The sequence below is a fragment of the Kitasatospora sp. NPDC101108 genome, assembly GCF_055584725.1.
Genome location: NZ_JBVJLM010000001.1, coordinates 1,002,095 through 1,019,634, shown reverse-complemented (window position 1 = coordinate 1,019,634; position 17,540 = coordinate 1,002,095). Strand labels below are relative to the sequence as shown.

The window sequence follows — 17,540 nt, the reverse complement described above, 5'->3', positions numbered from 1 at the left end:
GCGGGGCTCCTCGGCTCTTCGGTGATCTTCGGGCTCGATGCTCCTCAGCGACGCCCGCGGAGCCGCTTCCGGTTCCGGGTCAGCCGGCGTGGGCCTGGTCCAGCAGGGCGAGTTCCTTCGCCGTCAGCCGCACCGCGCCCGCGGCGATGTTGTCCTCCAGGTGCGCCACGTCGCCGGTGCCCGGGATGGCGAGGACGTGCGGACCGCGGTGGAGCGTCCAGGCGAGCCGGACCTGGGCGGTGCTGATCCCGCGGGCCCCGGCCACCGCCTCGACCTGGGTGGGTTCGGCTCCGCGGGCGCCGCCCTCCCGGCCGTCGCCCGCGATGGCGTAGAAGGGGACGAAGGCGATGCCCTGCTCGCCGCAGAGGCGCAGCAGTTCGTCCTGGGCGGGGGAGGCGCCGATGCCGTACGGGTTCTGCACGCAGGTGACCGGGGCGATGGTCTGGGCCTCGGCGAGCTGGTGGGGGTGGATGTTGGACAGCCCGAGCCGGCGGATCAGGCCGGCCTGCTGCAGTTCGACGAGCGCGCCGAAGCGTTCGGCGATCGAGTCGGTGCCGAGGATGCGCAGGTTGACCAGGTCGAGGTGGTCGCGGCCGAGTTGGCGCAGGTTCTCCTCGACCTGGGCGCGCAGTCCGGCCGGGGTGCGGGCGTGCTCGGTCCACCGGCCGTCGGGGCCGCGGGCGGGGCCGACCTTGGTGGCGATCACCAGGTCGTCCGCGTACGGGGCGAGGGCGCGGTTGATCAGCTCGTTGGCGGAGCGCAGCGGCGAGAAGTAGAACGCGGCGGTGTCGATGTGGTTGACGCCCAGTTCGACGGCGCGGCGCAGCACCCGCAGGGCCTGCTCGCGGTCGCGCGGCACGGCGTCGGGCATCAGCGCCGGGCCGGTCTGCGGCAGGCGCATCGCGCCGAAGCCGATCCGGTGGACGGCGCGGTCGCCGAGCTGCCAGGTGCCGGAGGCGGCAGCGGTCACGGTGGTCACGGTGGTGTCGGAGGTCATGCCGGTCATGATCGCTTCTGCACTAACCTGACCGCCATTGATTCGCGGATGTGCGAATCCATGCGAAGCCAACGGGACGGCCGGGGAGCGAGTGGTGGCGGAACTGCTGTTCACGGCGGGCGACCTGGCGCGGATGCGGTTCGCCGTCGCACCGATGTGGGAGGTCGGACCGAGCCTGCGCCTGCTGCGCTCGGGGCTCCCGCACGCCGTCCACGCGCCCTGGGCGGAGCAGGTGCGGCCCCGGCTGACGGCGCTGGGCCCGGCCTTCGGACTGCTCGCCGAACTCGTGCCGCCCACCGGCTACGTCCCGGACTTCATCAACCCGGCCCCGGCCGGGCCCGCGCCGACCCTCGCCGAGGAACTCGCCGCGATCCGGGCCACCCCCGCCGAGCAGGTCCGCCGCGACCTCGACCGGCTCGCGGCGGAACACGGCACGCTCGGCCCGAGACTGCGGGCCCTGCACGCCGACCCGGCGGCCGGGCTGCGACGGCTCGCCGAGGCGGTCGAGGCGTACTGGGAGCTGGCGCTCGCGCCGTACTGGGCGAGGATCCGCGCGGTGCTCGACGCGGACGTGCTGCACCGGGCCCGGCAGGCCGCCGAGCACGGCGCCGAGCGGGTGCTGAACGACCTGCACACCGAACTGCGGTGGGCGGGGGACACCCTGCGGCTGAGCCACCGCACCCGCCCGATGTCCCGCCGGACGGCCGGGCCGGGCCTGCTGCTGATCCCCTCCGCCTTCACCGGCCCCGCTCTGTACACCCTGGTCACCCCACCCGGACCGCCCCAACTCGCCTATCCGGCCCGGGGGACCGGCAACCTCTGGGCGACCGGGACGGCGCCCGGAACCGCGGCCCTCGCGGCCGTGCTCGGCCGCTCCCGCGCCCTGCTGCTCGCCGAACTCGCCGCGCCCGCCTCGACCACCGAACTCGCCCGCCGCACCGGGCTGTCGCCCTCGGCCGTCTCCCAGTACCTGACGGCGCTGCGCGACGCCCGCCTGGTCAGCGCCCACCGCGCGGGGCGCTCGGTGCTGTACGCCCGGACGGCCACGGCGGAGGCACTGCTGAACCCCGACGCCGGAACCGACGCCCGTTAGGCTGCCCGGCACGGAACCCGTGGAGCAGCCGCAGGGCCCGCTGACCGTCTTCGACGGAAGCCTCGTCCTCGACCCGGACGCCCGGACCGCCACCGTGGACGGCCGCGAGGTCGCGCTCACCCGCCAGGACGTCCGGGGCCTGCGCACCCTGATCGAGCTGGGCGAAGGGCTCCACGACGCACGGGACATCCTGCTGCACGGATGCCGGCGAGGCGGTGGAGGACATCGAGGCCTGCCTCAAGGGTGAGCCGATCCGCCGTCTGGGCTGACACCGGCGTCCGCGCCCCGGCGCCCGGTCGCATACTGACGGCATGACGAGCGGAGACGGCCGCGGCCACCGGGGGACGGGCCGGCGCGGGGTGCTGCGGGCGGGGGCGGCGGCGGTGCTGCTGGGGGCGGTGGGGTGTTCGAGCGGCAAGCCCGTTGGGGCGCTCTCCGGTTCGGGTACGACGACCCCGACCGGGATCGCGTCCCCATCCCTGACTGCGACGCCCACCGCGACCCCGACCCCGCTGCCCAACCCGCCGCTCTGGCAGCCCGGCCCCGGCGAGATCCAGCCCGACGTCAAGCGCCGCGCCGCCGAGCTGGTCGCCGCGCTCGGGGCCTGGCCTCCCGGCGGCCAGGGCGCGGAGGCGGCCCGGTCCCGGGTGGCGGCGCTCGGGCTGCCGACGGGCCTGGCGGACCAGGCCGGGCGGCTCGCCCCGGCGGCGGCCGAGGCGAGCCTGGAGGTGATCGACGCCCAGTACGGCGGGATCCTGGCCGATTCGGCCAGTGTGCTGGTGGTCTGCCGGCAGTGGACCCGGCAGTCGGACGGCTCGGTGACCCCGGGCGGGATCACCGTGGACGTCCGGCTGAGCCGGGCCGACCCGCGCTGGACGGTCACCGCACTGCACCCGGGCGACCCGGGCCCGGCCGCCGCCTCACCCGCCCCGGCGGTGGCGAAGGTGCTGGCCGAGCCGAGGATCGAGCTGCCGCCGGGGGCGGCGGACGACCTGCGCAGCGGGACGGTGCACGACACCGTCCTGACGGCGATGCTGCGGCTGGCCGGCCCGTACACGCTCTCGGTGAGCGTGGTGCGCAGCGGCCACCCGCTGGACGTCTTCGGGACGACCCGGCCCAGCGACCATCCGCTGGGCCGGGCCTTCGACGTCTGGCGGATCGACGGCCGGGCGGTGGTGGACCCGGCCACGCCCCGGCAGCTGATCGAGTCCTTCATGCGGGACGCGGCGGCGGCCGGTTCGTACAACGTGGGCGGGCCGGTGGCGATCGCGGGCGCCGGCAACCAGTTCTTCACCGACGACACCCACCACGACCACGTCCACATCGGGTTCAACAGCTAGCGTCACCGGGCTGGTTGACGCCGACGACCGGCGGCGCGGCGCGGGGCTGTCGGGGCTCCCGCCCGGGGGCTAGGCTCTCGGGGCATGGACGGATGGGTGGGGGCCTGGACCGGCGGGCGGGCGGCGGTGCACCTCGGCAACGTCGCGGACTTCAACGCGCAGTTCTTCGCCCCGGGCATGGACACGGAGCAGCGCGCGCGGCGGCTGCGGCAGGCCCACCACTACGCCTGCCTGGCCGTCGGATACAGCCCGGAACCGGCGGTGCTGGTGCTGCCCGCCGAGGTCGACCGGGAGTGGACCGACTGGCTGGCCCGGGAGTTGGCGTGGGGGCCGGTCGAGGTGCACAGCGGGGTGGCCCCCGGCCTGACCCTCGCCGAGGCGCTCGCCGCCCGGCCCGCCCTCGCCGCGCGGATCGCCGACTCCGGCCACCCGGTGGTCAGTTGGGGCCGTACCGCCGCGCAGGGCGAGGGGCCGGAGCTGGCCGCCGTCCGCCGCTACGAGTCCAAGGCCGCCGCGCACGGGCTGTTCGCCGCCCTGGCCGCCGAGCACCCCGGGATCGTCGTCCCCGCGCAGGAACGTCCGGAGAGCCGCCGGCGGGCGGCGAGGCGGCTGACCGTCCGCGCCGCCCGGGGTCTGACCACCGTACTGAAGAGCCCGCACGGCGTCGGCGGTTACGGCACCGTGGTGGTCGAGCCCGCCGAGCTGTTCGCCGCGGGCGGCGGGGGCGCCCTGCTGCGCCGCCTGGTCCGCTCGGAAGTCCTGCCTCGGCAGGGCGAGTTGCTGCTGGAGGAGTACGTCGACCCGGGCCCGACCGCCCGGCTGCGCGACCTCACCTACGACGCCGTGGTCGGCCCGGACGGCACCGTCCACCCCGTCGGCGCGGGTGCCATGGAGGTGGCCGGCACCCGCTACCAGGGCGTCACCGTCGGCCCCGGCGCCGTCCCCCGGGCCGCCGCCGAGACGGCCCGCCGGTTCGCCCTCGCGGTGGGGCAGCGGCTCGCCGCCGACGGCTACCGGGGCTGGTACGACGTCGACTTCGTCACCGACCGGCAGCGCCGGCTCGCCCCCACCGAGATCAACCTGCGGCTGACCGGCCCGGCCATCGCCTTCGTGCTGCGCGAACGCCTCGACCAGGTGCGCGGCCCGGGCCACCTGGTCCGCACCCTGGACGCGCTGCCGCTCGGCGCCCGGCTCGCCCCGGAGGCGCTGCACGACCACCTGGACCGGCTGCGCCCGCGCTGCGCCCGGCTCGGCGTCACCCTGCTGCCGCTGATACCGACGGCGGGCCGGGACCCGGAACCCGCCGTCGGTCTCGCCCTCGCCGGGCCGGACACCGAGGCACTGGACGCCGCCCAGGCCGTGGTCGAGGCGGCCAACCACGCCCTGGCCGGCATGTTCGAGGCGCTGCGCTGAGGCCCTACCTCCTCGCCTTCGGCCGGCTCAGCAGGAACACCACGACCACCACCGCGGCCAGCATCAGCGGGATGTTGAACACGTAGACCATGGTCGTCTCGCGCGGCCAGTCGGTGGCGGCCGTCAGCCGGTACAGGTTGTCCTGCGGCCACCAGGACGCGAGCAGCCAGAACACCGACAGGTACGTCAGCAGCGACAGCCTGAGCGAGCGGCCCTGCCGCAGCACCGCCGGGAGACCGAGGAGGAGGAAGGCCAGCCCGGCGCCGAAGGAGGCGGATTCGGCCCAGTAGAGCAGTCCGAACCAGAAGTGGTAGTCGGCGGGCACCCCGGAGAGGTCCGTCGAGCCGGGGTAGAAGTAGTCGGTGGTCCACCGGGCGAGGAAGGTGGCGGTCACCGTGACGAAGAGCGCGAAGCAGCCCACCCCGTCCCTGTCGGACGCCCCGGCCGGCCCCCCGGCCTTCCCGCCGCCCTTGCGGCTGCCACCCGCCTTGGCGGAGCGCGGCGCGGTGTGCCTGGGCGGGGCCGGCAGCGGCAGCGCGGCGCGGTCCAGCTTGCCGGCCCGGGTACGCGGCAGCTCCGGGACGGGGATGACGGCGGCGGGCGCGGAGAAGCCCTTGAGCCGCCCCGCCAGGTACTGGCTGAGCGACCACCCGTCCACACCGTCCGCCTGCGGAGCGGTCACCGCGTAGCCGACCATCAGCCGCTTCCCGGGGGTGGGCTCCACCTCGACCACGGCCGCCTCCCGCACCGCGGGGTGGGCGCGCAGCGCCCCCTCGGCCCGGGCCGCGGCCTTGACCCGGGTGGTCACGGTGGTCACCCGGGCCGACCCGAGCGGACCGACCACGGTCGCGGCCCGCCCGACGAACTCCAGCACGCCGTCCGCCCGCAGCAGCCCGAGGTCGCCGGTGAGCAGCACCCGCCCGTCCGGGTCGAAGCTCGCCCGGATGAAGCGCCGGGCGGTCTCCGCCGACCGGTTGAGGTAGCCGCGGGTCAGCCCGCCGCCCGCGACCGCGATCTCGCCCACCCGCCCGGGCGGCACCGGGGCGCCGGTCGGGCCGAGCACGTACACCCGGGTGCCGGGGAAGGGCCGGCCGATCAGCGACACCCGCTCCGCCCCCTCGGCGACGGCCGTGCCGCGCACGTCGAAGTAGGTGCTGTCGACGGTGGCCTCGGCCAGGCCGTAGACGTTGAGCACCCGGGTGAAGTCACCGAGCAGCCGCTGCAGGGCCACCTGCTCGTCCAGGTACCACTTCTCGGCGCCGACGGTGACCAGCCGCACCCCGGGCAGCCCGGTGCCGCCGGCCTCCAGCAGGGCGGTGAGGCGGCGGGCGGTGCGGACGTTCAGCTCCATGACCGTGATCCGCTCCTCCGCCACCAGGGCGGGCAGGGCGGCGAGATCGGCGGTGCGGTCCAGGGTGAGGTTGAACGGGGTCACCACCAGGGTGGCGCCGGTGCACAGCGCGCGGACCCAGTCGGCGGTGAAGACGTCGAACTCCAGGCTCGCGGTCTGCAGGATCCGGTCCCCGGCCGTCAGCCCGTACACCTCGCGCCAGCCCGCGTACGCGGCCAGCAGGTTGCGGTGCTCGACCAGGGCGCCGGTGGGCAGGCCGGTGGAGCCGGAGGTGTAGAACACGCAGGCCAGGTCGGCCGGCCCGACCTCGGGGCGCTCGAACTCCCCTTCCGGCGGGCCCGCTTCGGCCGGGTCGTCCAGGCAGACCAGCCGCGACCCGCCCGCGTCCGCCAGCCGCGCCCGGTGGCGCTGCTCGGTCAGCACCAGGTCCGGTGCCGCGTCGGCCAGCACGTGCCGCAGCAGCGCGTCGGGCGCGGTCGGCTCCAGCGGCACGAACGCGGCGCCCGCCTTGAGCACCGCGAGCACCGCCACGTACACCTCGGTGCCCCGGCCGAGCGCGACCGCGGCCCGGCCGCCCGGGAGCAGTCCGCGCCGGGCCAGTACGGCGGCCAGCCGGTCGGCCCGCGCGGCCAGCTCCCCGTAGCTCAGCTCCGACTCGCCGCAGCGCACCGCGACCGCCTCCGGGGCCCGGCGGGCCCGCCGCTCGACCAGCCCGTGCAGGCTCTCCGGCCGCTCCTCCTCCGCCACCATCACGCCTCCCCCTCGCTCCCCTCGGAAAGGCACAATCCTCCTCCCAACTCCCCTCGGGCAACAGGGTTCTGCGAGTCCACGCACCGGACGGCCGGACTCCGCCCGGGCCGACGGTTGTACGGTGCACACGGACGGTCCGTGCCGGCCGGTCGGTACGGCGCTCCCGTCCGTACCCTGCCCGGCGCCATGAATCGGAGTTCCCCCATGAGCCCGTCCTTCGACGGCCCGCTGCTGCGCACCCAGGACGTGGACGTCGTACGCGACGGCCGGCACCTGCTGCGCGGCATCACCCTGGAGATCCGGCCCGGCGAGCACTGGGCGCTGCTCGGCCCCAACGGGGCGGGCAAGTCCACCCTGCTCGCCCTGCTCGGCGCGGTCTCCCACCCCACCCGGGGCACGGTGGACGTGCTCGGCCGCCGGCTCGGCCGGGTGGACATCCGCGAGCTGCGCGCCCACCTCGGGCACGTCAACCCGCGCCACCCGCTGCGCTCGCCGCTGAGCGTGCGCGAGGTGGTGCTCACCGGGTCCACCAACACCATCGAGCCCGAGTGGCACCGCAAGCCCGCCCCCGAGGCGGTGGAGCGCGCCGAGCGGCTGATCGAGACGCTCGGCATGGGCGCGATGGCCGAGGCCCCGTGGACCACTCTCTCCCAGGGCGAGCGCGGCCGGGCGCTGATCGCCCGCGCGCTGATGCCCAGCCCCCGGCTGCTGCTGCTCGACGAACCCGCCACCGGGCTGGACCTGACCGCCCGCGAGCTGCTGCTGGACAGCCTGGACCTGCTGCGCCACCAGCACCCCGAGCTGGCCAGCGTGCTGGTCACCCACCACCTGGAGGAGCTGCCGGAGAGCACCACCCACGCCCTGCTGCTGCGCGGGGGCGAGTGCGTGGCGGCCGGGCCGGTGGACGAGGTGATGACCACCGAGCTGATCAGCGAGACCTTCGGCCACCCGATCCGGATCAGCCGTCACGAGGGCCGCTGGACGGCCCGGGCGGCCGCCCGCCGCGTGCCCGGGAGGTAACGGTTCGGGCCGGGCAGGGGGGCCGGGTATCGACGGTAAAGAGTTCTTACGTAAGGTATGCCTTAGCTAAAAAGGAGGCACCGGCCCGGCCGGCGCTTTACCCGGCCTTGGCACCCCCATGCCCTTTTCCGTTGGAGCTCCCATGCCCGCCCGCCGCCGTTCCACCGCAGCCGCCGTGCTCAGCCTCGCCGTGGCGACCGCAGCCCTGGCCGGCTGCGCATCGAAGAAGGACGACAAGGCGGGCGGCGCGGACGCGGTCAAGGTCAACGCCACCGACACCGCCTGCGAGGTCTCCACGACCAGCTTCCCGGCCGGCCACGTGGTGCTGGACATCAGCAACAAGGGCGCCAAGACCACCGAGGTCTACGTCTACGCCCCCGGCGACAAGATCGTCACCGAGCGGGAGAACATCGGCCCCGGCACCAAGGCCAGCATCAACGCCGAGATCAAGGCCGGCTCGTACGAGATCGCCTGCAAGCCCGGCATGGTCGGCGACGGCATCCGCCAGAAGATCACGGTGACCGGCGAGGGCGGCAGCACCGCCCCGGCCGACCCGCGCCTGGCCGCCGCCGTCGACTCCTACCGCAAGTACGCCCAGGAGCAGGCCGACGCCACCGTCCCGGCCGTCGAGGCCCTCGCCGCCGCGATCAAGGGCGGCGACCTGGAGAAGGCCAAGTCGCTGTACGCGCCCTCGCGCACCGGCTGGGAGCGCACCGAGCCGGTGGCCGAGAGCTTCGGGGACGTCGACCCCAAGACGGACACCCGCGAGGACAAGCTGGAGCAGGGCCAGGCGTGGACCGGCTGGCACCGGCTGGAGAAGGCGCTCTGGGCCGACGCGAAGACCGGGGACGACGAGAAGAAGCTCGCCGACCAGCTGGTCGCCGACCTCAAGGACTGGCAGAAGAAGATCCCCGAGGCGGAGATCACCGCGACCAGCATGGCCAACGGCGCCAAGGAGCTGCTGGACGAGGTCGCCACCAACAAGATCACCGGCGAGGAGGACCGCTACAGCCACACCGACCTCGCGGACTTCCAGGCCAACGTCGAGGGTGCCCAGAAGGCCTACGAGCTGCTGAAGCCGGTCGCCGCCGAGAAGGACCCGGAGCTCGCCAGGACGCTCGACTCCGAGTTCGCCGCCATCAACGCGCTGCTGGCCAAGTACAAGCAGGCCGACGGCACCTTCACCCCCTACGACAAGGTCACCGAGGCCGAGCGCAAGACCTTCTCCGACGCGGTGAACTCGCTGGGCGAGCCGCTGTCGAAGCTGGCCGCCGCCGTGGTCGTCAGGTAGGACCTCGACCAGATCCTCAAGCAGCCGGTCCCCGGCCGCAGTTCAGTAGTTCCGCAAGAGTGAGAAGGGCCCGCCCGCCGATGGACGCCGAGAACGAGCAGCAGGACGGCACCCCGGCCGCTGCCGCCACTGCCACCCCCGACCGGACCACGGTCAGCCGGCGCGCCGTCATCGGCTGGGCGGGCGCGGGCGTCGCCCTCGGCGCCGCCGCCGTCGGCTCGGTCACCGCGGCCGTCCGGCAGGACGACGCCCCGGCGCCGGCGGCGAACGCCGTGGTCGGCGGCGAGGTGCCCTTCTACGGCGAGCACCAGGCGGGCATCTCCACCCCGGTCCAGGACCGGCTGCACTTCGCGGCCTTCGACGTCTCCGAGAAGGCCACCCGGGAGTCCCTGGTCAAGCTCCTCAAGGAGTGGACCAAGGCGGCCGCCGCGATGACGGGCGGCCGCGAGGTCGGCACCGGCGCGGTCCCGGCCTCCGCCGAGGCCCCGCCGGACGACACCGGCGAGGCGCTCGGCCTGCCCGCCTCCCGGCTCACCCTGACCATCGGCTTCGGGCCGAGCCTGTTCGAGAAGTCCGGCCCGGACGGTCAACCTGTGGACCGCTTCGGCATCCGGGCCCAGCGCCCCGACGCCCTGATCGAACTGCCGAGCTTCAAGGGCGACAAGCTCGACCCGCTGCGCAGCGGCGGCGACCTGTGCGTCCAGGCCTGCGCCGACGACCCCCAGGTCGCGGTGCACGCGATCCGCAACCTGGCCCGGATCGGCATGGGCACCGTCAACATCCGCTGGTCCCAGCTGGGTTTCGGCAAGACCTCCTCGACCACCCCGGACGAGCAGACCCCGCGCAACCTGATGGGGTTCAAGGACGGCACCCACAACATCGCGGGCACCGACACCGCCAACCTGTCCGAGCACGTCTGGGCCGCCCCCGGCGACGGTCCGGAGTGGATGACCGGCGGCTCCTACCTGGTCGCCCGGCGGATCCGGATGCACATCGAGACCTGGGACCGCGCCTCGCTCAAGGACCAGGAGGACACCTTCGGCCGCACCAAGGGCGAGGGCGCCCCGTACGGCAAGGCCAAGGAGCACGACGCCCCCGACCTCAAGGCGATGCCCGCGACCTCGCACGTCGCCCTGGCCCACCCGGACGCCAACAACGGCCTGATGATCCTGCGCCGCGGCTTCTCCTTCACCGACGGCACCGACGGCCTCGGCCGCCTCGACGCCGGGCTGTTCTTCCTCGCCTACCAGCGCGACACCCGGAAGGCCTTCGTACCGCTGCAGCAGCGGCTCGCGGCCTCCGACAAGCTCAACGAGTACATCCAGCACGTCGGCTCCGCCCACTTCGCCTGCCCGGCGGGCGTGCGCAAGCCGGGGGAGTGGTGGGGCCAGGCCCTCTTCGGCTGAGGCCTGTCCACCCGCCCATCACCACGAGGAGTCAGCCGTGTTCGGCAACTACCTGATCGGCCTGCGCGAAGGCCTCGAAGCCAGCCTGGTCGTCTGCATCCTGATCGCCTACCTGGTCAAGACCGACCGCCGGGACAAGCTGCCGCCAGTGTGGCTCGGCGTCACCGCGGCCGTGGTGCTCTCCATGGCCTTCGGCGCGGTGCTGCAGTTCGGCTCCTCGCAGCTCACCTTCGAGGCGCAAGAGGCGCTCGGCGGCTCGCTGTCGATCGTCTCGGTCGGGCTGGTGACCTGGATGGTGTTCTGGATGCGGCGCACCGCCCGGCACCTGAAAAGCGAACTCCACGGCAAGCTGGACGCGGCGGTCGCGATGGGCACCACGGCCCTGGTGGTCACCTCCTTCCTGGCGGTCGGCCGTGAGGGCCTGGAGACCGCGCTGTTCATCTGGTCGGCCGTGCAGGCCACCGACGACGGCTGGAACCCGCTGATCGGCGCCGCGCTCGGCCTGCTGACCTCGATGGTGCTCGGCTGGCTGTTCTACCGGGGCGCGCTGAGGATCAACCTGGCGAAGTTCTTCACCTGGACCGGCGCGATGCTGGTCGTGGTCGCGGCCGGTGTGCTCGCCTACGGGGTGCACGACCTCCAGGAGGCCGGCTGGCTGCCCGGCCTGCACTCGCTGGCCTTCGACGTCTCCAGCACCGTCCCCAAGGACAGCTGGTACGGCACCCTGCTGAAGGGCGTGTTCAACTTCCAGCCGGACCCGACCGTGCTGCAGCTGGTGGTCTGGCTGGCCTACCTGCTGCCCACCCTGGCCGTCTTCTTCAACCTGTTCGGGACCAGGGCGAAGCCCGTCGCCGCCAAGTCGGCCGCCTGACCCGGCAGTTCGACCTCACTCCACCCGCCCCGCCCGGCCGTCGAAGGCCCGGCGGGGCGGTGTCGTTCCCGGTGGCGGGTGACCGTCCGTGAGCGCTGCTCCTCGTACGCACCACGCGGGATCGCCGGGTGGAGTGGCACCTCCGGCCTGCCGCGGTCATGCTGGGAGGCGGACGGCCTCGCTCGACCTGCGTACCTCGCACCACCCGCGTACTCACGGAGAGAACATGAACGTCCACAAACCCTCGCGCTCGTCCGTCATCGGCACCGGCACGCTCGCCGCCACCCTCCTGCTCACGGTGTGCGGCACTGCCGGAGCACAGACACCGCCGACGGCGGTTGACAAGGCCACCACCGCCACCGCGGTGGCGCCTCCCCGGTCGGCCCCTCCCCGCTGCACCGCCGACGACCTCGCCGCGACCGTACAGCTCCAGAACACCGGCTCCGCGAAGAACGCCGGCTCCGCGATGGTGATGCTGCAGAACAAGGGCAGCCGCACCTGCACCCTGCGGGGCTACCCGGGCTTCGCCGGACTGCTCGCCAACAACCGCTCGGACACGCTGGCTGTCAAGCGTGTGCCGCACCCCGGGCCGCCGATGCCGGTCACCCTCAAGCCGGGCGCGACCGCCTTCGCCGGTCTGAAGTGGGCCGCCTGCCAGAAGTCCGACAAGAACTGCCACGTGATCGCCGGGCTGCGGCTCACCCCGCCGGACGAGACCAGGCAGCTGACCGCCAAGGTGCTCGGCCTGGACGGCAAGCCCGTCACCCGGCTCACCGTGTCCGCCGCCGGTTTGACCACCGGCACCCTGCAACCCGTCAGCCAGGGCGTGGTGTTCCCCCCTGGGTCGTGACGCGCTCCCGCCCCGACGCGCCCCTGACGCCGGACCTCCTGACACGCCGGAGCCCCGAACGGTGAAGAACCGTCCGGGGCTCCGCCGACCCGGTTTCGTCTTTCGTCTTTCGTCATGAGTACGTCACAGCCGCAACCGGGCCGGCCGCGGACCACGTACCTCCCGGTGGAAGTTCCGCACCGATCACTCACCCATGGGGGGGACCATGACCGTCCGCAGGCCAGCCAGGCTCGTCGCCACCGGTGTGACCGCGCTCGCCGCCGCGCTGCTGCTGACCGCGTGCAACGACGACGCCGGGGCCGGGGCCCAGGCGGCACCGACGGTGACCGTCACCGGGGCTGCGCCCGCCCAGTCGGCCGGAGCGGGTACCACGGCCCCGGGCAAGGCGACCGGCAAGGCGGTCGTCCCGGGGACCGCGGCCACCGGTGCCACGGGCACCCCGGCGGCCGACACCCGGTGCAAGGCCGACGAACTCGCCGTCACCGTCCAGCTCCAGGACGTCGGTTCGGCCATGGTGATGATCACCGCGAAGGGCGGCCGCACCTGCACGTTGTTCGGTTACCCGGGGTACGGCGGACTGCGCGCCGACAACGGCGCGGACCCGCTGCCGGTCAAGCGGGCGGCATGGCCCGGCGCACCCACGGCGACCACCCTCAAGCCGCACACCACCGCCTTCGCCGGCCTGCAGTGGAACTCCTGCGACAAGGCCGACGCGAGCTGCCACGTGCTCACCGGTCTGCAGCTCACCCCGCCGGACGACACCAAGCAGGTGACCACCGAGGTGATCGGCCTCGACGGCAAGCCCGTCACCCAACTCCCGGTCTCGGCCCAGGGGTTGACGACCGGCAGCATCCAGCCCTCCAACCAGGGCGTGGTCTTCCCCCGGTCGTGAGGCGCGGAAGCCCCCCGGGGCGGTTCGACCGGAACCGCCCCCCGCCGCCGGTCACTCCACCGCGACGCCGAAGGCCGTCGCCAGCCCGGCCAGACCGTTCGTCACCGCCCGTGCGGAGGGCGCCAACTGCCAGCCGCCGTCCGCCCGCCGGAAGCTCCCGAGCAGCATCGCGGAGTCCGGGATGCCGCCGTTGGCGCCCGGCCACTTGGCCGGCCCGTCCGCGCCAGGACCGAACTCGGCGGCGACGGCCAGCCCGTACACGTGGCCGAGCGGCAGCGCGGGGGGCTCCTCCTCCTCGGTGGAGACCGCGAGCACCACCTCGTCGACCGCGGCCGGCAGCCGGTGCAGGTCCAGGCTCAGCCGGGCCGCCCGGACCGGCTCGCCCGGCACCGAGCGGGTGGGGTGCAGGCGCACGGCGCCGTCCGGGTCCTGCGGGTTGTTGAAGAACACGAAGTGCTCGTCGCTGAGCACCCGGCCGCCGGCGCACAGGAACGCGGTGACGTCCAGCTCCACCGGGTCCCCGCCGGCCGTACGGCTCTGCCAGCTGACCGTGACGCTGCTCTGCGGGGCGGCCGGCTCGGCCTCATCGGGCTTCGGCGCGGGCTCGGCGCCGCCCGGTCCGCCGCCGCCCGGTCCGCCGCCGAGCCGGCCGCGCAGGCCCTGCTCCGCCAGCAGCTCGACCAGCTCCGGCCCGCTCACCAGGGTCAGCGGCTTGCCCTCGATGTAGCTGTACGAGCCGCGGCCGAAGCCCGCCGTGGTGACCAGGATGCCCTTGATCGCGCCGTGGTGGCGGACGGTGGACTCCAGGTCCCGCACGGCCGTCGGCGGCACGGTCTTCTTGTAGCGCTTGGCCTGGATCACGATCTTGCCACCGGTCACCGGGTCCAGGTCCTCGGCCACCACGTCCACCCCGACGTCGCCGCTGCGGGCCGTGGTCATGACGCGGAAACCGCGCAGCCGGAACAACTCGGCGATCAGGTCCTCGAACTCCAGCGGATCCATCTCGAAGAGGTCCGGCTCGTCCTCGCCGAAATGCCCGGCCAGGTTCCCGCCCACCGACTCCGGCAGCCGGTCCGGCTTCACCTCGTCCAGCCGCTCGGGCCGCGCCGACAACCTGCCGCCCAGACCCTGGAAGCACTCCACCGGCGCCACCCGGTCCAGCGCCAGCCCGGAGAACTCGGCCCGGGTCGCGGTCAGCGTGGACAGGAAGCGCTCCGCCTCCCGGCCGGTCGCCGGGTCGATGCCCAGCACGAAGCCGTTCAGCACCACCGAGTCCAGCATCCCGTCCCGGTCCGCCCGGAACAGCTCCGCCGCCACCCGCAGCGCCGACTGGGCCAGCACCTCCCGGTACAGCGCCTTGCGCTCGGTCGCCGGACGGGCCACCTCGGCCTCGCGGTCGTCCGACTTCACGTACCGCACCCGGGTGGCCGCCGGCACCACGTCCGGACCGGGCAGCTCCCAGTTCACCACCAGCTGACGGCTCGACGCCTCCCAGGCCGCCACCAGCCGGTGCGGGAAGCCCTCCGGCCACGCCGCCGAGGCGTACAGACCGGCCGTGAAGTACTCCTGCACCGCCTCCGGGTCACCCGCCCGCAGCCGCCGCAGCAGCTCCTCGGTACCCGCCCCGCGCTGTTCCTCCTGGCGGCGGAAGCCCTCCACCCAGGCCAGGTACTCCTGGTGGTACGCGGCCAACCGGCGCTGCCGGTCCGCCTCCTGCGCCTGCGCGGCGTACCAGTCCTGCTCGAACCGGGCCCGGGCCTGGGCCACGTACTGCTCGTACTGCCGGCGCACCCCGGCGTTGCGGGCCTGCGCGGCGTCCGGCGGCGGCACGTGGTACGCGGCGGAGGTCTGGTCCGGCATCGGCACCGGCACACCCAGCGGCCCCGGATCGAACGGCGGCACCGGACGCGGCGCCAGCAGCGCCTGCGGCCCGAACGCCGGAGCGGCCAGCCCGGCCGCCAGCAGCCCGCGCAACTCCGCGACCCGGGCGTCCAGTTCGGCCGTCCGCCGGGCCGCCTCCGCCTCCCGCGACTGCTGGTACGCGCGCTGCGCCTCCCGCTCGTCGCGGGCGGCCGCCCGCTGCGCCTCGCGCTGTGCGCGCTCGTGCCGGCGCAGCTCCGCCGCCTCGGCACGCCACCGGGCCTCCTCCCGACGCTGCTGCTGCCGCTGCGCCTCCGCCCAGACCGTCAGCACCCCGCTGTTCCGCCGCCCCGCCACCAGCCACCCCTTCGCCCTCGCACCGACCAGGCCGGCCGCCGCCACCTCCCGGCGACAACCGCGCCCGCCACAATAGAACGTGGACGGCCCGCCGGGCCAAGCGCCCGCGACCTGCGGAAGCGGACGGACCCCGGGGCCCCTCCGGCACCTGGCGACCGGTCAGCGGATCACGCGCCGGGCTCAGTCCGGTACTTCGGCGTACCACCGCCAGTCGGTGCGCGCCGGACGGCCTGGGAGGGCGGTGCGACCGGTCGCCCAGAGCAGGGTGGGCCAGGGCGCGGCGTCGAGCGGGACATCGGGGAACAACCGGGCCAGGGTCCGGGCGCAGACCTCGGCGGGCGGCTCCCAGGACAGGCCGAGGCCCTGGGCGACGTCGTGGAGATGGACCAGGGTCTCGACCAGGCTCATGGCCACGAAACCGGTCGCATCGGCCAGACCCCACGGATGGTGGGCACGCACCTCCGGCGGCGACACCCGGGCCACGGCGACCATCAACCCGCCGCTCGCGTCCAGCACTTCGAGCAGCCCCGGCACCCCGCCGGCCGGGTCGGCGCGGACGAAGTTGTTCGGGGCGCCGAGGGAGCGGCGGGTCGCCAGGAAGGGCACGTACCGCTCGCGCGGCGGCCGCGCCGGGCCGAGCTGGGCGGCGTAGGCGAGGAGGTCGTCGGCGAGGTGCTCGACGGTCTCCCAGCAGCTCCAGCCGAGCGTGCCGGCGGGCCGCGACCAGTCCGCGTCCGCCGGAGCGGCGGCCAGGGCGTCGACGGCGAGGCGCAGGGTGCGGGCGAGGTCGTCCGGGGTCGGTGAGTCGATCATGGCCGGACGCTAGCAAGCGCCCGGGGCCGAGGGCCACGGCGCGTGCGGCGCAGGTCGTCGATCCAGGCCCCGGGGTTCTCCCACCGAACGAAGTGCCCGCCCCGCTCGTGGACGGTGACGTCGACGCGGCGGAACCAGGCGCCCTGCGGGCCGGACCTGAACGCCCGGACGCGCTCGTCGGCGGTGCGGACGCCGGGCGCGGTCCCGGGCCCTCGCACCCTCCGGGATGCGGGCGTTGTCGGTGGCAGCGGGTAGCCTCACCAGGGTCGTCGACCCACAGGGAGGGCTGCCCGTGACGATCCCCGCGCCCCAGCACCCGGAACGGCCGGCCGGCTGGATCTCCACCGGCCTGAGCTGGCACGACGGCCGGGCCCTGCTCGGCGCCGTGCGCGGCGACCGGGTGCACGAGCGCGCCGTCGCGCCGGGTACGGAGGTCGGCTGGCTGCTCGGCGGCCCACGCCGCTGCACCGGGGCCTGGCTGGCCGGGGCGACGGAGCGCACGCCCTGCCCGCACCACGCGGAGATCGCCCCGGGCGGCAGCGCCACCCAGTGCCCGGCCTGCCAGAGCGTGGACCGCGGCCTGGCCCTCGCCCGGGACCAGATCCTCGACGACGGGCGCACCTACCTGCTCTACCTCGCCTGGTTCGGCGAGGGCCTGCTGAAGGTCGGCCTGACCGCCGAGCAGCGCGGCGACAGCCGGCTGCTCGAACAGGGCGCACTGGCCTACGCGTTCACCGCGCGCGGCAGCCTGCCCGCGGTGCGCCGCGCCGAACTGACCGTCGCCGCCTCGGGGATGGCCCGCGAGCGCTACAAGTCCCGCCTGAAGACGGACCACTGGTGGTCCCACGGCGACGCCCGCCACCGCCGCACGCTGCTCACCGAGGCCCGCGCCCGGGCGCACCGGCTGCTCGACGGCCACGCCGTGGAACCGCTCGCCGACCGCCCGGTGGTGGACCACGTGGAGCGCTTCGGCCTGGCCCACGGCGCCCCCGAGACCTACCGGGAGATCGCCGGCCTGGCCCCCGGCGCGGTGATCGCCGGCACACTGCGCCCGCCGGTGGGCCGGCACCTCTTCCTCGACCAGCCGGACGGCTCCGGCCCGCTGCTGCTGGACACCCGGCGGCTCACCGGCTGGACGCTCACGCCCGTCACCGGCCGGCCCTCCGAGGGCCTGGTACTGGAGGAACGGGTCCGCCCGCCGGAGCCGGACACCCAGGAGGCGCTGTTCTGAGGCCC

15 protein-coding genes and 1 pseudogene are annotated in these 17,540 nt (G+C 74.8%); 11 read left to right on the top strand and 5 right to left on the bottom strand.

What is annotated here, in order from left to right; genetic code table 11:
- Nucleotides 1-79 precede the first annotated feature (79 nt).
- Entirely contained in the window at nt 80-997 is a 918-nt protein-coding gene (locus ACZ6Z8_RS04515; RefSeq protein ID WP_465606226.1) for an aldo/keto reductase, read from the bottom strand.
- A 91-nt stretch (nt 998-1,088) separates the two neighbouring features.
- Here ACZ6Z8_RS04515 and ACZ6Z8_RS04510 point away from each other — a divergent pair, with 91 nt between their 5' ends.
- From ACZ6Z8_RS04510 to ACZ6Z8_RS04495, 4 genes are all read left to right on the top strand, one after another.
- On the top strand, nt 1,089-2,090 hold the full coding sequence (locus ACZ6Z8_RS04510; protein ID WP_465606224.1) for a DUF5937 family protein: 1,002 nt from the start codon (nt 1,089-1,091) through the stop codon (nt 2,088-2,090).
- Nucleotides 2,091-2,109: 19 nt separating this feature from the next.
- Nucleotides 2,110-2,337 (top strand): hypothetical protein, encoded by a 228-nt coding sequence (locus ACZ6Z8_RS04505; RefSeq protein WP_465606222.1) that lies wholly within the window; start codon nt 2,110-2,112, stop codon nt 2,335-2,337.
- Between the two features lie 64 nt (nt 2,338-2,401).
- Nucleotides 2,402-3,430: a hypothetical protein gene (locus ACZ6Z8_RS04500; protein ID WP_465606221.1), complete on the top strand. Its 1,029-nt coding sequence runs from the start codon at nt 2,402-2,404 to the stop codon at nt 3,428-3,430.
- 84 nt (nt 3,431-3,514) lie between these two features.
- Nucleotides 3,515-4,843, top strand: coding sequence for a hypothetical protein (locus ACZ6Z8_RS04495; RefSeq protein ID WP_465606220.1), 1,329 nt, complete (start codon nt 3,515-3,517; stop codon nt 4,841-4,843).
- Between the two features lie 4 nt (nt 4,844-4,847).
- On the opposite strand, the gene ACZ6Z8_RS04490 is transcribed toward ACZ6Z8_RS04495, so the two are convergent.
- Complete coding sequence (locus tag ACZ6Z8_RS04490) at nt 4,848-6,944, bottom strand: amino acid adenylation domain-containing protein (RefSeq protein WP_465606218.1); 2,097 nt, start codon at nt 6,942-6,944, stop codon at nt 4,848-4,850.
- A 186-nt stretch (nt 6,945-7,130) separates the two neighbouring features.
- On the opposite strand from ACZ6Z8_RS04490, the gene ACZ6Z8_RS04485 reads away from it, so the two are divergent.
- The 6 genes from ACZ6Z8_RS04485 to ACZ6Z8_RS04460 all read left to right on the top strand — a co-directional run bounded on the left by ACZ6Z8_RS04485 (nt 7,131) and on the right by ACZ6Z8_RS04460 (nt 13,274).
- Nucleotides 7,131-7,964, top strand: a complete 834-nt coding sequence (locus tag ACZ6Z8_RS04485) for an ABC transporter ATP-binding protein (RefSeq protein WP_465606215.1) — start codon at nt 7,131-7,133, stop codon at nt 7,962-7,964.
- Nucleotides 7,965-8,106: 142 nt separating this feature from the next.
- Nucleotides 8,107-9,255 carry an iron uptake system protein EfeO gene (gene efeO, locus ACZ6Z8_RS04480; protein ID WP_465606213.1) on the top strand — a complete coding sequence of 383 codons (1,149 nt, stop codon included), beginning with the start codon at nt 8,107-8,109 and terminating at the stop codon, nt 9,253-9,255.
- Between the two features lie 80 nt (nt 9,256-9,335).
- The gene (efeB, locus tag ACZ6Z8_RS04475) at nt 9,336-10,661 is read left to right on the top strand and encodes an iron uptake transporter deferrochelatase/peroxidase subunit (RefSeq protein WP_465606211.1); all 1,326 of its coding nucleotides are present in this window, start codon (nt 9,336-9,338) and stop codon (nt 10,659-10,661) included.
- 37 nt (nt 10,662-10,698) lie between these two features.
- Complete coding sequence (efeU, locus tag ACZ6Z8_RS04470; protein WP_465606210.1) at nt 10,699-11,532, top strand: iron uptake transporter permease EfeU; 834 nt, start codon at nt 10,699-10,701, stop codon at nt 11,530-11,532.
- 226 nt (nt 11,533-11,758) lie between these two features.
- Nucleotides 11,759-12,382: a DUF4232 domain-containing protein gene (locus ACZ6Z8_RS04465; protein ID WP_465606208.1), complete on the top strand. Its 624-nt coding sequence runs from the start codon at nt 11,759-11,761 to the stop codon at nt 12,380-12,382.
- 205 nt (nt 12,383-12,587) lie between these two features.
- Nucleotides 12,588-13,274, top strand: coding sequence for a DUF4232 domain-containing protein (locus ACZ6Z8_RS04460; RefSeq protein ID WP_465606207.1), 687 nt, complete (start codon nt 12,588-12,590; stop codon nt 13,272-13,274).
- A gap of 51 nt (nt 13,275-13,325) precedes the next feature.
- Here the strand turns inward: ACZ6Z8_RS04460 and ACZ6Z8_RS04455 are convergent, their stop codons facing one another.
- From ACZ6Z8_RS04455 to ACZ6Z8_RS04445, 3 genes and pseudogenes are all read right to left on the bottom strand, one after another.
- A complete protein-coding gene (locus ACZ6Z8_RS04455; protein WP_465606205.1) occupies nt 13,326-15,491 on the bottom strand; it encodes a restriction endonuclease in 2,166 nt (721 codons plus the stop codon).
- 180 nt (nt 15,492-15,671) lie between these two features.
- On the bottom strand, nt 15,672-16,304 hold the full coding sequence (locus ACZ6Z8_RS04450) for a maleylpyruvate isomerase N-terminal domain-containing protein (RefSeq protein ID WP_465606203.1): 633 nt from the start codon (nt 16,302-16,304) through the stop codon (nt 15,672-15,674).
- Nucleotides 16,301-16,501 (bottom strand): annotated as a pseudogene (locus ACZ6Z8_RS04445) (hypothetical protein); the annotation flags it as partial. The gene ACZ6Z8_RS04450 and the pseudogene ACZ6Z8_RS04445, both read right to left, overlap by 4 nt.
- Before the next feature lie 95 nt (nt 16,502-16,596).
- Here ACZ6Z8_RS04445 and ACZ6Z8_RS04440 point away from each other — a divergent pair.
- Nucleotides 16,597-17,535 carry a DUF2797 domain-containing protein gene (locus ACZ6Z8_RS04440; protein ID WP_465606201.1) on the top strand — a complete coding sequence of 313 codons (939 nt, stop codon included), beginning with the start codon at nt 16,597-16,599 and terminating at the stop codon, nt 17,533-17,535.
- Nucleotides 17,536-17,540: the final 5 nt, after the last annotated feature.